Below are 14,696 nucleotides of genomic sequence, written 5' to 3' on the forward strand. Positions count from 1 at the left end.
GAATCTGGCGCAGACGTGTTCGCACATTTTAGCGCTATCTCTGGCGACGGTTTTAAAACTTTAGCTGAAGGCCAACGAGTACAGTTTACTGTTACTCAAGGTCAAAAAGGTCCACAAGCTGAGAACATTGTTAGCATCTAATTGCTAAACAATTTAGTGGGTTAGAGATAACCCATTAATATATTTACCTTTATAATTATTTAGTCGAATATCTTCAAAACCTCCTCTGTAAATATTTTCCAAGCGCAATCTCATTTGTATACACAACTCATTAATTAGTACATTTTTAAACACATTTACTACTATCTCTCTTGAGCGAAAGCTTTGTATTGCCTACAATAGCGCATACTTCATTCAATATAGAATATGACCATGAACGACACTACCGCAAAACCTGCTTTACCAGATCGCCTTTCTATTAATCCACGTAGCCCACATCATGTGGAAGAAGTTTTTGAACACGATATTGGTATCACGTTCAACGGCAAAGAGCGTTTTGATGTTGAAGAATACTGCATCAGCGAAGGTTGGATAAAGTTTGCATCTCCAAAAGGCCTTGATCGTCGCGGACAACCACTTTTACTTACAAGAAAAGGCACTGTTGAAGCCTTTTATAAGTAAGCTAATACGACTTACTAAAAAAGCGACACCATATTGGGTAGTCGCTTTTTTTGTGCCCTTTTAATAGGTTGAAAGCGCTTAAGGTTGTCAATAAAGTAGAAGACAGCTTATTAAAATAATGTCGTGGCATTAGTAATCTATTACCGTGTAAAAAGTTGAGCCACTAAAGAGTAATAACTAGGTGGCTCAGCTGACTGCCTTTCAATAATTATAATAGTTGCCCGGCCTGCTCAACTATTTGTATATAAGTTGAAAAGTTCTTTTCCATTTTAAAGTTGCGAACGCGGTTAGCTTCAAACATTCCATCTTTAATAAAGTCTTTAAGACCCTTTTTAGGCTCACTTCGAAGATGGTGACTCGGATAAACCTTTGTAAGCTCAGTATTTGGATCGCAAATTATATGCATTGATTCCTCAATTCTATAAGCTGTGTTCCCAACAAAAGCCATATTATATTCAAATTCATCGCTTATAAACTTAACATGCTGCTCATCACTTAAAGCCGATTTAGCATTCCTATTCCATACATTTTTAAAGTGAGAATAAACTTGAGGGTGCCTGATTTTTAAAGTGATGATATAAAACAAGGGTAATGAAAATAGATAATCAGTTTTTTCTTGCGTTAATTGAATTGAATATAAAAGCTTAACGGCTTGTTCAATATCCCTTAAACCGGCCCGCATATGCTCAGCAACCTTACTGAGTATGCCAATATTTATTATATCTTCTGATTTATTACCTGCTTGGAAAACCGGAACAAAAACTGTTTCATTAGGTAAATACTTTGACCAAATAAAGTTACAATATTCTTCTTTGTCAGGACTTTTTAACGAGTACTCTTGATCAAAAAAACGATTTAAATAACGTTTAGATTCAAATTTTTCTCCGTATACAGCATTGATAGAGTGACTTAGCTGCTCTGATGCAGTAGCGACAATAAAGTAGACGCCTTCAACATTAAATAAATGCTTAATAGTTTCTAATAGTTGAATACTATAAGAAGGTTTACAACGATCTAATTCATCAATCAAAATAAATAAAGGAGCTTTAAATGAAGTTTCACCCTCTAACCCTTCCACTAATAGCCTTAAATTTTCCCTAAAATGGCCTATAGCATTTTTTGTTGTTTGATACTCTTTTATTGCTAATTCAGCTGCCTTTGTAGAGATTGAAGAAGCAACAGTAGTAATATCTTTTGACAAACCAGACTGTTCAGCCCCTGTGACAGAAGCCCCCTCACTCTCTTGCTCCTTTTCAAATAAAGCTTCGACGCCATCAAGAGACATACCAAAAAGCTGTTTAGTAAAAAAGCCACCGAGTAAAGGAAGTGCTGCGTTTTTCATTGATCTTGCAATACCAGCTAATTTACCATCGGTCGCACTAAGTAAGCCTTGATTAGTCAATTCTTCATTTATTTCAGCAATAAAACTAAGTAAAGCATTTTCAGAAAAATCATTTTTCCATGCATCAAAACATACAACTACATGCTTCTTTTCTTTTAGCTCTTCTGCGAGGTTATTAATAAAATATGTTTTACCAAAGCCCCATTCTGCATTGACATTTAATACATAGTTTTTACTATGCTCAGCCTCTAATACTGCGTATTTACTCGTTAAAAAATGAACAAGCCATTGTCCTTCTTGCTTTCGATTCAACCTATCATCTGACCATAATTCAACCGACATATAATTTCCTTATAAATTTTTTTAATAAAACATACTAGTACGAATCAATATAAAAATAACGTTTTATTGCTCACCTAACACCCAATCAAGCCCCTGTATTGCTGTGGTAGGAAACGCAGTTGCATGACTAGCCCCTTCAATAACAATACTTTTTAATTCTATATTGTCACTTTTAAGTGCATTAACTTTTTGCACAAGCTGCGCAGCACCTTCAATCATATTTTGCCCTTCGCCAAAAGCAGGCGTTTCCATAGATCCAACTGATATATATACCCTTATAGGTAATTTTGGTTTATTCACTTTTAATGCTAATAGTGCATTGTTATTAAACCAGACAGATGGGCTGCCAATAATATAACTGCTAAATAAATCTGGCATCGTAAATAAAATAGTGGCGCCAAATAACCCGCCTAACGAATGCCCCATGTAGGTTCTTTGTAAGTTACTGGCCCGATAGTTTTTTTCAATAAAAGGGAAGACTGTACTTTGTAAAAACTGAATATGCCCTTTGGCATTACCTGTTTGCTTTTTCCAATCTTTTGCAAAGGTAGGCGTGTAATCTCTAATTCGGCTGTTAGAGCCAGCGGACCCTTTTTCATAGCCAATTGCTACAATAATAGCCTGTTGCATTTTGCCACTATTCATAGGGAATCGTGTAGCCCCAGCAACGATGGGAAAGGTATACGGTGCATCGGTTACATAAATAACTGGATACGTTTTATTAGGCTGCTTTTGGTATGATTTAGGAAGCTGAATATACACAGGATACGCCCGCTCGCTAACGGGCTCAATGAGCTCAACCACGTTACTTCGGGGTATTGAATAAGGGGTATTTGCGCTTAATTTAAAACATATTAAGGCGCTTAAAAGCAAAAGAGATTTTAAAATAAGAGGCACTGTATTGGTTAACCTAAGCTAAAAATAAATTAAGTACCTACTTTAAAGTACTTTTAGCGAATATTTAAGCTATCTAAAAAAACAAAGTTTAAATAAAAAATAAAGTGCCAGTATAGCTTTCGTTTAAACCACCAGCACTTATAGCATTAAACCACTTGATCTGGCTCACTGCCTGAACACGGGCAGTTGTCGTCATTCTGTTTAAGACATTGCTGATAATTAAACCAATGGGCTACAGCAATAAACGCTGAGCCTATTAAGGTTAGCGCTTTTTCGAGCACTTCATGGCCTAGCAATACGGCAAATATCATAAAAGCTAAGCCTGTTACACCAGACACCATATAACGTGTACGTTTATGTTTTTTACAGCCTAAACTCAATGCCAACAAACTGGTTGGCATTACCGCCGCAAGAATCCATAAATGAAATTGCTCACTATCTATTTGCATTACAGCAAAGCTTGGTAATAACGCTAAAATAACCGGGGTTGCAAAACAATGCACTGTGCACATTACCGATAACCCTATTGCCATACGATCCATAACACTTTGACTCGACTTCATTATTTCCTCTACTAAATCAGTGTCTCCACTCAAAAACGTTACTTTTAAGGAGACATTTTAATAACATCAGTTAATTGCTGTTGATATATTATAACATTACTCGCATAATTGATATAATATAACATCTAACAAGGTAGTCAAATGAAACGTAGATCGCAATTAGCTGTTCTCATAGCAGCTTTATTGCCGGCTAGTGTGCTTGCATCCACAATAGAAGGCGTTGTTTTAAACAACAAAGGTAAAGTAGTTACCAATGCAACGGTAGAAGTTGAAGGCTCAGATCTTAAAGTAACCACCGATGAAAACGGTAAATTTGTTATAACAGAACTAAAAAATGGCTTAAAAGAGCTTCACGTTGTAGCCCCTGGTTATGCGCATCTTCATCGCGATATAACAATAACTAATGATGAAAACCAATCGGTTACTTTTAATTTAAAGCGCTCGCCTATTGAAGTTATTGATATTGAAGCGACCCCTATTCATATGTCGGCAATGGAATCTGCATCGCCTGTTAGTGTTTTATCTGGCGAACAACTAAGACGACAACAAGCTGCAACCCTTGGCGACAGCCTTGAAAAACTCCCAGGCGTTAATACAAATTTTCACGGTAAAGTAGCCAGCACACCTATTATTCGTGGTTTAAGCGGCCCTCGCGTACTTATTACTCAAAATGGCCTTGATGTTAGTGATGTTTCGCGCGTTGGCCCCGATCACTCTGTTGCATCGGAGGCGTCTACCGCACAACAAATTGAAGTATTACGCGGCCCTGCAACGCTGTTTTATGGCAGTGGCGCAATTGGTGGTGTGGTTAATGTAGTAGATAACCGCGTACCTACCGACAGCACCACGCGTGGTGAATGGAACCTAGAACATAACTCGGTAGATAACCAAAAAGTGGCCTCGTTTAATGCCACCACAGGCACAGACTCGGTGGCTTTTTACGCCGATGCATTTTGGCGTGAGGCCGATGACTACGGGGTACCTGTAGCTGCCGATATAGATAGCGACGGTGAAGGCCATAGTAGCGATTACAAAGTTGAAAACAGTAATGAAGAGTCTGACGGTTTTACTGTTGGCGCTAGCTATTTAATGGATAACGGCTTTATTGGCTTAGCAGTAGAGCAATTTAATCGTCAATACGGTATTCCTGGTCATACGCACGGCGAGGAGGAAGAGGAAGAACACAACGACGAAGAAGAAAGCGTATTTGCTGATTTAGAGCAAACTAAAGTGCAATTATTAGGTGAGTACAACCTAGATAATAAATGGCTAAACAAAATAAATCTCCGCGCTGGCCATACCGACTACGAACACGCTGAAATTGAGAGCGGCGCTGTTGGCACTACCTTTAAAAACGAAACCAACGAATTACGCATAGACCTACTGCATAACCAATTTAACGAATGGAATGGCGGTATTAGCTTTCATTACAAGCAAAGCGATGTTGAAGCACAAGGTGAAGAGGCCTTTACTCCTCCATCAGAGACCGAAAGCTTTGCTGTAGCGTTAATGGAAGAAAGGCACTTTGGTGATTTTTTAGTGCAGGTAGGTGGGCGTATTGAGCGTGTAACCATTGAAGCAGGCGACGTATTGCTGCCAAGTATTGACGCTCACGCACACGATGAAGCAGAAGAAGCCGACGAGCATGATCATGGCCACGAAGAAAGCGCAGAAACCACTCGCGTATTTGATGTAGAGCATGAATTTACGCCAGTCAGTTTATCGGCAGGGGTAGTATGGGATTTTACATCTAACTATAACTTAGGGCTTTCGGTATCGCGCTCTGAACGTGCACCTTCTGCCTCTGAGTTGTTATCGTTTGGGCCGCATATTGGCACTGGCACTTACGAAGTAGGCGCACTATTTGATTTAGATGAAGATGGCCATTTGGGTTTATCTGAACAAGCAATTGACCTGGAAACAGCCAATAATATCGATTTAACCCTACGTAAAACTCAAGGCGATGTTGGCTTTATTTTAAATGCCTTTTACAACCAAGTAGATAACTATTATTACCAAATAGACACCGGTTTATTCGCCGAAAGTGGACACGACCATGGCGATGAAGAAGAAGGCGTTGACGAACACGACCATTCATCAGAGCTACCCGTTTATTTATTTAAAACAGATGATGTAGTTTTACATGGTTTTGAAGCGCAAATTGCGTGGCAATTAACAGATGAGTTTAAGCTAGATGTATTCTCTGACTACGTTCGTGCACGCTTAAAAGACGGCGGCGATTTACCCCGTACACCACCGCTTCGTTTTGGCAGCGAGCTAAGCTATCAAACAGATAAATTAAGTGCGCATATTCACGTAACACGTTATCAAGAGCAAGACCGCACAGCCCCACAAGAAACAGCCACAGACGGTTACACCTTAGTTGATGCGAGCATCTCTTACGACCTTTCAGTGTTAAACCAAGATATGTCTGTGTACCTACGAGGCACTAACTTAACAGATACAGAAGCACGCGTGCACAGCTCGTTTGTAAAGGATATAGCGCCACGTCCAGGACGTAGTTTTGCGCTAGGTATTCGCGGTTATTTTTAAGCGTTAAAAAATTATAATTAAAGGAAATAAACATGAAAAAACTATATCAATTAAAGCTTATTGCACTCGCTATTAGCGCTACATTTATTACGGCCTGTGGCGATGCAGAAACCAACATTGTGGAAAAAGATCCTATTGTTGTAGAAGACGAGCACAATCATGATGATGATCACGACCATGACGACGGCTATACCATAGACTCATTAGGCAGATTGGCCGTTCTGGCAGGTGACAGTAACGAAGCTAGCTTTTTTGATTTAGATAACAACGAATTACTTGATACATTTACACTAAACAATGACTCAAACACGTTATCTGCATCACCAGGCTTTCGTTATGCTGTTATTGCTAATCGTACTCAAGATTACCTAGGGTTTATAGACGGCGGTATGTGGCGCGAAGATCACGCAGAGCACTTGCATGATTATGAGCAAGGCCCTGCGTTTAGCAGCTACGAGCTAACAAGTGGTAGTCGTCCTACACACTTAATAACTCACGACGGGCAATTAGCAATATTTTACGATGGCGATGCAGAAACCGGTACGCCTGCCTCAGTAGAAGTGCTAACCGATAACGATATTACCAATACAACAGCTACACTTACTGGCATTAACTACGACATTAACATGCATGGTGTAGCTGAGCCTCGCGGCGAGCATTTACTCTCAACCATTCGCCGCGACGATGCAAGTAATACATCTAATGCCAAAGTACTTCCCGATCAAGTGGGTGTTTATCATCTTCACGATGGTAATTACGAACTAGAGCAAACGTTAGAAATAACCTGCCCCGATTTACACGGCGCAGCACAAAATCACGATTATGTTGTATTTGGTTGTGGCGATGGTGTATTGATTACCCATCAGCAAGGTGATGTATACAGCGCTCAAAAAGTTGTAAATATAGATGCCGTAGGCGATCAGCGCATTGGTACTTTGTACGGCCATAAAAGCAATGACACAATTTTTGGTATTGCCGCAGGGCATGATGGCAGTGGTTCAGTATTGCTTAGCATTCATCCTGAAAATGCCGAAATGGAAGAAGTAGAATGGCAACTTGCTGATGGCGCAAGTGCTGTTTCTTATTCTTTTTCAGCCAGTGGTGAACACTTTTTAATACTCGACAGCCTAGGCTTTTTAAATGTACTTACTGGGCATGAACATGACGGTGAAATGCACTGGGAGCTTGCAGGCCAAGTAGATATTACTCAAGCAGACGTAACCACAATGCCCGAAGGAATGAGCTTTAGTATGACAGTGGCGCAAAGTGGTCAGTTTGCTTATATTGCCGACCCAATTACTCAACACATAGTGCAAGTACACCTAGAAGACCTAGAAATTGAAAGTGAGCTAGAGTTAACTTTTCCACCGGCAAGCATTACCTGGTTAGGGATTGCACAAGAAACAGAAGATGAAGATCACGACCATTAATTTAAGACTAACGCTTTAAGTTAAAGCCACAAAACAAAAAACCCGTAATTAGGTTTACTAATTACGGGTTTTTACAGCTATTTATTTAGCTCTATTGTTACTTACGGCGCCAGCCACTCCACACATCATCTATATCATCGGCTTTATTTTTTTTCTTTTTCTTGCCTGTGCCTTCTGGTTTTGCCATTGGTTTTTCATTTTTAAGCGCATCAGCTGCATCAAGGTTTGCTTGGTTTACAGCAAAACCGGTTACTTCTTCACGCTCTAGGCGTAGTTTGTTTTTCTTCTCGATTATTTTAAAGTGATGCAAATCTTCATAATCAACCAATGAAAGCGCTAAGCCTACTTCACCAGCACGGCCGCTTCGGCCAATACGGTGCATATAATCAGCAGGACTGCGTGGTAGATTAAAGTTTATTACCACTGGCAGCTTTTCAATATCCAAACCACGTGCAGCAATATCGGTTGCGATAAGTACTTCGATTTCGCCCGCTTTAAATTTTTCTATTACACGAGTTCGCTCACTTTGGCCTTTATCGCCATGGAAAACTTGTGCATTAACACCCCGTTTTTCAAGCTTAGCCGCTAAATGCTCACAGTCTTTTTTAGCGTTCACAAAAATCAGCGCTTGGCGCCATTTATGCATTTTAATTAAATGTGCTAAAACTGTGGTTTTTTCACCTTTGTTTACGGTAAAAACACGCTGTACTAAGGTGCTTTCATCTTTGTTTTGTACTTGTATTTCAACTGGGTCGTTTAAAAGCTCTTGCGTTAATAGCTTAACTTGCTCAGGGAAAGTTGCTGAAAACAACATGGTTTGTTTTTTAGCAGGCATTAACGCTAAAAGGTCAGCCAGCTCTTCGGTAAAGCCAAGGCTTAGCATACGGTCGGCTTCATCAAGCACAAGCGTAGTTACATTATCGAGCTTAATCGCATTGCTTGAGATTAAATCAAGTAAGCGACCAGGTGTTGCCACAATAATATCGGCGCCGCCGCGCAGTGCCTGCATTTGTGTATTAACCGATACACCACCAAACACCGCAACTGTTTTAATTGCACCATTAAAGTTAGCAGAATACGATTTAACGCTATCGGCCACTTGCGTAGCAAGCTCACGCGTCGGTACTAAAATAAGCCCCGTTACAAAATTACCTTTGCTGGCAGTATTTTTAGCGCCCTGCTCAAGGAAAGCTTTTTGCAACATAGGTAATGCAAACGTTGCTGTTTTACCTGAACCCGTGTTTGCCCCTGCAATTAGGTCACTACCCGCAAGCACACTAGGTATAGCCTTAGCTTGAATAGGTGTAGGCTGGGTATATTCCAAATCGGTTAATCGAGCTAATAGCTCTGGAATAAGGCCAAGTTCGGAAAAAGTGCTAGGGCTTGTGGCTGAGGTCATATTTATTACGGGCTTATTGCTAAAAAAGTAGCCTGTAATTTTAGCGTATTTAGCGCTTATTAAGTAGGGGTTAGTGATTTAAATGTCAGCGGCGCATTTTAGGTTAAAAACTACGGAAAGTTTTCTAACAATAATATGCACAGCATAATCCTTCGCTTATTTTATAATTTTAAATTAAAAGCTTAGCTTCTAAGGGAGAAAAATGATGCATGATTCAGTATTAAACTAAAACTACCTAGTGAAAGCTAGGAAGTCCACACCCCAGTCATTATATATACTCTAAAAAGTAGTCAATTAGCGGTTATTCATATTATCACTATCATTTAAAAAACCATGTAACTGTTTAAGCTTGAGTAACAACTCATCGAAAGTGATTATTTGTACATTTTTAGAATTGCGACGATATATTTCAAATGATTTTCGCTCGTCTTCATCATTTGGCATGGTACCAATAATCAGAATGCAATGAACTGCATAAGATTCTATATCGTAAATTCTATTGTTGCTTTTTATCGATGCGATGTTTTGTTGTAGCTGATAGCATTGGTCTAAAACTTGGGTTACAGAGCCTGTTAGCTCGGTTGATGCACAATACACTGCACCTCGGTAAGCTGTTTTATTAAGTAATACTGATGAGGGCTTTTTAATCTCTATAAGCGCGAGGTTATTGGTAACGCCATTCTTAATTAAATAATCGGTAATCTTTTCGCCATCACCAGACAAGCGTTTACCGCCAACACTGGCTTGATCTGATATTTTTATCGCTGGGTAACCAAAGGCAAGGCTCAATATAAATGGGTTTTCATTAAATAAGCGCTGCCATGTATCTTCCTTGGTTTTTTTAGTCAGTAACTTCTCATAAGAAGAAATTAGCCGTTCTAAAGAAACAAGTTCAATATCATTTTTTAACTTTGTTAACGTTACAGGATCAGTTTGTTTAACCGTCGATTTGTCTTCCACGACTAAACTCATTGCAGCCTGTTTATCGGTATCGTTTATCTTAATCCGGAGCATTTTACTAATAGCATCATTATCCGTGGGTAGTATTCTTTGTTCATTTCCCAATCGATAGGCTAACAAGTTATATATTGTCGCTGTTTTAGTTGCTTGAGCTGCTTGTCTCGCTCTTCGTGTGATACGGTCACAATTACGGCGCATTTCATCAAAATCACTCGCATTTAAATTAAATAAGTCGCGATTAAAGTCCCAACCTGTTTTTTCTTGTCCAATCCATATTTGATTAAAATCTGTTTGCTCTTCTATTGCCGAAATAATAAAGCGGTAATCTTTTATTAAACCTAATCCGTAGCGTAGGTCTTTAATAAATCCACTTGGTAAGAGCTGTAAGCAATTAACAACCTCCTCTTTAGTATAAGGCGCTGAATTATAGCCAAAATCAACGTCTAGTATAATTGATTCAATCTGATCGTATTTTTGCTTTAAATAATTAGGATGTGTAGGTAAGGTAATAATAGGGGTTATGGATATAATTCCATCTTGACCGCTAAAAGTTGCGATACTTTTTCGATGTTGGCTAGGTTTTTCTGTACCTTTACCGGCTATTTCTAATTCAGCTTGAGTTGGTAGAAAAAATACTTCTGTACAGTTTGGAAAAACTTCTTCGAGTTCAATGTTTAGTTTTTCTGGGCTGAAATTTTAGGGTAAAAACCTAGCCATAGTATTTCCTTATAGCTTACCTTTAAAGTCTGAGTTCTACGATTATTTTGGCGCGGGAACAAGAAAGTCTTTCATTAATAGGCTTGAGTCATTCTGGTAAATTCAGAATAACTCAAGCCTAAATAGTATGAAACTATTTTGTAAGATATGAATCTTTATTATCCAAAGTGATACTTTCTTGTCAATTTACACAGCCAATCATAACCTTTTGATTTTACTCAACCGTAACAGATTTAGCTAAGTTACGTGGTTGGTCAACGTCAGTGCCTTTAATTACTGCTACATAGTACGACAGTAACTGTAATGGCAGCGTGTAAACTATTGGCGCAATAATGTCGTCAGTGTGGTTTACGTTGATTACACGCATTGTGTCGTCTGACTCAAAGTGTGAATCTTTATCTGCGAATACGTAAATAATGCCGCCACGTGCGCGTACTTCTTCTACGTTTGATTTAAGTTTTTCTAGCAATTCGTTATTTGGTGCTACAACAATAATTGGCATGTCGGCATCAATAAGTGCTAGTGGGCCATGTTTTAGCTCGCCAGCGGCGTAGGCTTCTGCATGAATGTACGAAATCTCTTTAAGCTTAAGCGCGCCTTCCATTGCAATTGGGTATTGCGAGCCACGACCTAAAAACAATGAGTGGTGTTTGTCGGCAAACTCTTCTGCAAGATCTGCAATACCATCAGCGAGTAATAATGTTTCTTCTAACTTAGCTGGAAGTACTTTAATTGCATTTACAATTGCGCTTTGATCAAGCCCTTTTTCTTGCGCTATTGACGCAGTAAGCATTAACAAACCAACTAACTGCGTAGTAAATGCTTTAGTAGATGCCACGCCTATTTCAGCGCCTGCTTTAGTCATAAAGGCAAGGTCTGATTCGCGTACAAGCGATGAACCAGGTACGTTACAAATAGTCATTGAGGCCATGTAACCTTGCTCTTTAGCTAGGCGTAATGCAGCTAGCGTATCGGCAGTTTCACCCGATTGAGAAATAGTAACAAGTAAGCTATTTTCATGAACAAACGACTGACGGTATCTAAATTCAGAAGCTATTTCTACATTACAGCTAACACCCGCAAACTGCTCAAGCCAGTAACGTGCAACCATACCTGAATGATAAGACGTACCACAGGCAATAATTTGCACATGTTTTACATCTTTAAATATTTGCTGAGCGCTTTCGCCAAAGGCATCAATTGCTACACGGTCGTCGTTTAAACGCCCTTCAAGGGTATTACGTACAGCAAGTGGCTGCTCGTAAATTTCTTTTAGCATGTAGTGACGGTAATCGCCTTTGCCTGATGCATCTTGCGTAATGTTTGATTCAATCACTTCACGCTCAACTGCGTTACCGTCTGCATCAAAAATTTCTACTGTGTCACGTGTAATACGTGCTACGTCGCCTTCTTCTAAAAAGATGAAGCTACGAGTAACAGGTAGTAATGCTAACTGATCAGACGCAATAAAGTTTTCGCCAAGGCCTAAACCAATAACAAGAGGACTACCTGAGCGCGCTACAATGATTTCGTTATCGTTGTCTTTATCAAATACAACAGTACCAAAAGCGCCTTCAAACTGTTTAACAGCTGCTTGTACTGATGCAAGTAACGTTGTGTGTTGTTTACGAAGTTGGTGAATTAAATGCACCATTACTTCTGTATCAGTGTCTGATAAGAATTCGTAACCATCTGCTTTAAGTGCTGTACGTAGACTCGCGTGGTTTTCAATAATACCATTGTGCACAAGTGCTAACTGGTTGTTTGATACATGTGGGTGTGCATTTGCTTCTGTAACGCTACCATGTGTTGCCCAGCGCGTATGTGCAATACCTGTATGACCGCTAACACCTGCTTTTTCTAGAGCTGCTTCTACGTTAACTACTTTACCCACTGCTTTAACAGTATTAAGTGTGTTGCCATCAAGCAATGCTACGCCTGCTGAGTCATAACCACGGTATTCTAGGCGTTTAAGGCCTTCAACTAAAATTTTGTTTACTGGACGTTCTGCAACTGCCCCAACTATTCCACACATAGTGTCTCCATTAATTTTTAAAATACTTGCTACTGAGTAGCTATTGTATAATCTCTGCACAAATTAGTTTTACACCACACGCCTCAATTGCTTTGCGCTTATCGTCTGCTAAGCCATCGTCGGTTATTAATGTGGTTACTATTTTCCACGGTAATTCTAAATTTGGTATTTTTCGGCCAATCTTATCTGATTCAACCATTACAATTACTTCACGAGCGGCTTTTGCCATAACTTGGCTTAAACCAACTAGCTCATTAAAGGTAGTAGTACCGCGCTTTACATCTATGCCGTCAGCGCCAATAAATAGCTGATCAAAGTCGTAAGAACATAATACATTTTCAGCAACTTGCCCCTGAAATGACTCAGAATGTGGATCCCACGTTCCGCCAGTCATTAAAAGTGTCGGCTCGTTCTCGAGTGCTAATAAACGACTCGCTACTTTAATAGCGTTGGTCATAACAACTAGCCCACGCTTATCAGCAAGCTCAGGGATCATAGCTGCCGTAGTGCGTCCGCTATCAATAATAATGCGGTTATGATCTTTTATAAGTTTTGCTGCAGCTTTTGCTATTGCGACTTTGCGCTTTGAATCTACTTCATCGCTAACAATTTCTTTAGGTAGTGCAATAGCACCACCGTAGCGGCGAAGTAATAAGCCACTTTTTTCAAGCGAGGTTAAATCTTTTCGAATGGTTACTTCAGATGTTTGAAACTGCTGTGCTAACTTTTCAACGGCTACTTCACCTAATTCATTAACTTGAACCAGTATATTGTGACGACGCTGCTGTGTGTTTCGTTTAGTCATAAAGCTCGTGAATTAAGTTTCATTTCGAAAGTTATGCGATTTTAAACGAAACAACTTAAATGGCAAGTGAACGAGCAAAAAAAACACAGTTTTATTCTAATAATAATAAAACTAAAAGTACGGTAAGCTGTAACTAATTAAGTTATAAAGATAAATACAATGCAGTCATTTAACAGTATCAGTAAAGAATACTTAGCACAGCGAAAGCAAGCAGGTGAAACCTGCCGTTTATTTAATAAGAGCCCAAGTAAAGGCAACTTAAAACGTATCAAAGAGTTATTTTTAAAGTCGGGTGATGGTGTAATTATAGAATCAGGTTTTCATTGCGATTACGGCAATCAAATAGTTATTGGTGATCGTACTTTTATGAATATTAATTGTACACTTCTCGACTCGCCATTAGCCAATCACTCAATCACCATTGGTGATGACTGCTTAATAGGCCCGAACGTTCAGCTTTTAGCTGTGTCACATGCTACTAATCCAGCAAAAAGGCTTAATAAGGAAAACTTTGCAGCACCTATCGCGTTAGGCAATAACGTATGGGTTGGCGCAGGTGCAATTATTTTAGCGGGTGTGAGTATTGGTGAAAATAGTATTGTGGGTGCGGGTGCTGTGGTTACTAAAAATGTAATGCCTAATACTGTAGTAGCGGGTAACCCAGCTCGTGAAATAAGAACATTGTAGCTATTCTCGATGTAATTTTAACATCGGGAGTCGCTGCGCTCGCCCGCCCTACGTGATGCGTGTTGATGTAGTGTGTGTTAATTGCGCGTATTTCACTTTTCTACAGACGTAAAAAAGCCCGAATCGTTAGATTCGGGCTTTCTACAATTTGAAGCCTGGTGATGTCGTAGTGCCCACAGCGGTGGAGAGTCACGTAGCAAATGCTACTGTATTGGCCGACTAAGATATTGAGGGATTTTGTTGTGATTCTAGCGTAGGGAGTCGCTGCGCTCGCCCGCCCTACGTGATGCGTATTAATGTGAGTGTGTATTAATTACGCACATTTCACTTTTCTGCAGACGTAAA

12 protein-coding genes are annotated in these 14,696 nt (G+C 39.6%); 5 read left to right on the plus strand and 7 right to left on the minus strand.

Annotation, left to right across the window (positions count from 1 at the left end):
* Positions 1 to 141: cold-shock protein (locus AAEY68_RS19935; protein WP_197161945.1), on the plus strand; the 141-nt coding region annotated here is incomplete at its 5' end.
* A gap of 231 nt (positions 142 to 372) precedes the next feature.
* Positions 373 to 621: a DUF3297 family protein gene (locus AAEY68_RS19940; RefSeq protein WP_002963088.1), complete on the plus strand. Its 249-nt coding sequence runs from the start codon at positions 373 to 375 to the stop codon at positions 619 to 621.
* A 208-nt stretch (positions 622 to 829) separates the two neighbouring features.
* Here the strand turns inward: AAEY68_RS19940 and AAEY68_RS19945 are convergent, their stop codons facing one another.
* The 3 genes from AAEY68_RS19945 to AAEY68_RS19955 all read right to left on the minus strand — a co-directional run bounded on the left by AAEY68_RS19945 (position 830) and on the right by AAEY68_RS19955 (position 3,765).
* Entirely contained in the window at positions 830 to 2,305 is a 1,476-nt protein-coding gene (locus AAEY68_RS19945; RefSeq protein ID WP_350586738.1) for a KAP family P-loop NTPase fold protein, read from the minus strand.
* A 63-nt stretch (positions 2,306 to 2,368) separates the two neighbouring features.
* On the minus strand, positions 2,369 to 3,202 hold the full coding sequence (locus AAEY68_RS19950; RefSeq protein WP_101162925.1) for an alpha/beta hydrolase: 834 nt from the start codon (positions 3,200 to 3,202) through the stop codon (positions 2,369 to 2,371).
* A 146-nt stretch (positions 3,203 to 3,348) separates the two neighbouring features.
* Entirely contained in the window at positions 3,349 to 3,765 is a 417-nt protein-coding gene (locus tag AAEY68_RS19955; RefSeq protein WP_024592456.1) for a MerC domain-containing protein, read from the minus strand.
* Positions 3,766 to 3,906: 141 nt separating this feature from the next.
* On the opposite strand from AAEY68_RS19955, the gene AAEY68_RS19960 reads away from it, so the two are divergent.
* Both AAEY68_RS19960 and AAEY68_RS19965 read left to right on the plus strand, forming a co-directional pair.
* Positions 3,907 to 6,318, plus strand: coding sequence for a TonB-dependent receptor (locus AAEY68_RS19960; protein ID WP_350586739.1), 2,412 nt, complete (start codon positions 3,907 to 3,909; stop codon positions 6,316 to 6,318).
* Between the two features lie 32 nt (positions 6,319 to 6,350).
* A complete protein-coding gene (locus AAEY68_RS19965; RefSeq protein ID WP_024592455.1) occupies positions 6,351 to 7,748 on the plus strand; it encodes a hypothetical protein in 1,398 nt (465 codons plus the stop codon).
* A gap of 97 nt (positions 7,749 to 7,845) precedes the next feature.
* On the opposite strand, the gene AAEY68_RS19970 is transcribed toward AAEY68_RS19965, so the two are convergent.
* The 4 genes from AAEY68_RS19970 to AAEY68_RS19985 form a co-directional block, all read right to left on the minus strand.
* Positions 7,846 to 9,147, minus strand: a complete 1,302-nt coding sequence (locus AAEY68_RS19970) for a DEAD/DEAH box helicase (RefSeq protein WP_024592454.1) — start codon at positions 9,145 to 9,147, stop codon at positions 7,846 to 7,848.
* A 294-nt stretch (positions 9,148 to 9,441) separates the two neighbouring features.
* Positions 9,442 to 10,119: a Shedu immune nuclease family protein gene (locus AAEY68_RS19975; RefSeq protein ID WP_350586740.1), complete on the minus strand. Its 678-nt coding sequence runs from the start codon at positions 10,117 to 10,119 to the stop codon at positions 9,442 to 9,444.
* Between the two features lie 919 nt (positions 10,120 to 11,038).
* Positions 11,039 to 12,859, minus strand: a complete 1,821-nt coding sequence (gene glmS, locus AAEY68_RS19980; RefSeq protein ID WP_007580413.1) for a glutamine--fructose-6-phosphate transaminase (isomerizing) — start codon at positions 12,857 to 12,859, stop codon at positions 11,039 to 11,041.
* Positions 12,860 to 12,899: 40 nt separating this feature from the next.
* Complete coding sequence (locus AAEY68_RS19985; protein ID WP_010554507.1) at positions 12,900 to 13,664, minus strand: DeoR/GlpR family DNA-binding transcription regulator; 765 nt, start codon at positions 13,662 to 13,664, stop codon at positions 12,900 to 12,902.
* Positions 13,665 to 13,823: 159 nt separating this feature from the next.
* On the opposite strand from AAEY68_RS19985, the gene AAEY68_RS19990 reads away from it, so the two are divergent.
* Complete coding sequence (locus AAEY68_RS19990) at positions 13,824 to 14,351, plus strand: sugar O-acetyltransferase (protein ID WP_010554506.1); 528 nt, start codon at positions 13,824 to 13,826, stop codon at positions 14,349 to 14,351.
* Positions 14,352 to 14,696 lie beyond the last annotated feature (345 nt).

Origin of the sequence: Pseudoalteromonas sp. RB2-MNA-CIBAN-0110 (assembly GCF_040309305.1) — a bacterium.
GTDB classification, from domain to species: domain Bacteria; phylum Pseudomonadota; class Gammaproteobacteria; order Enterobacterales; family Alteromonadaceae; genus Pseudoalteromonas; species Pseudoalteromonas arctica.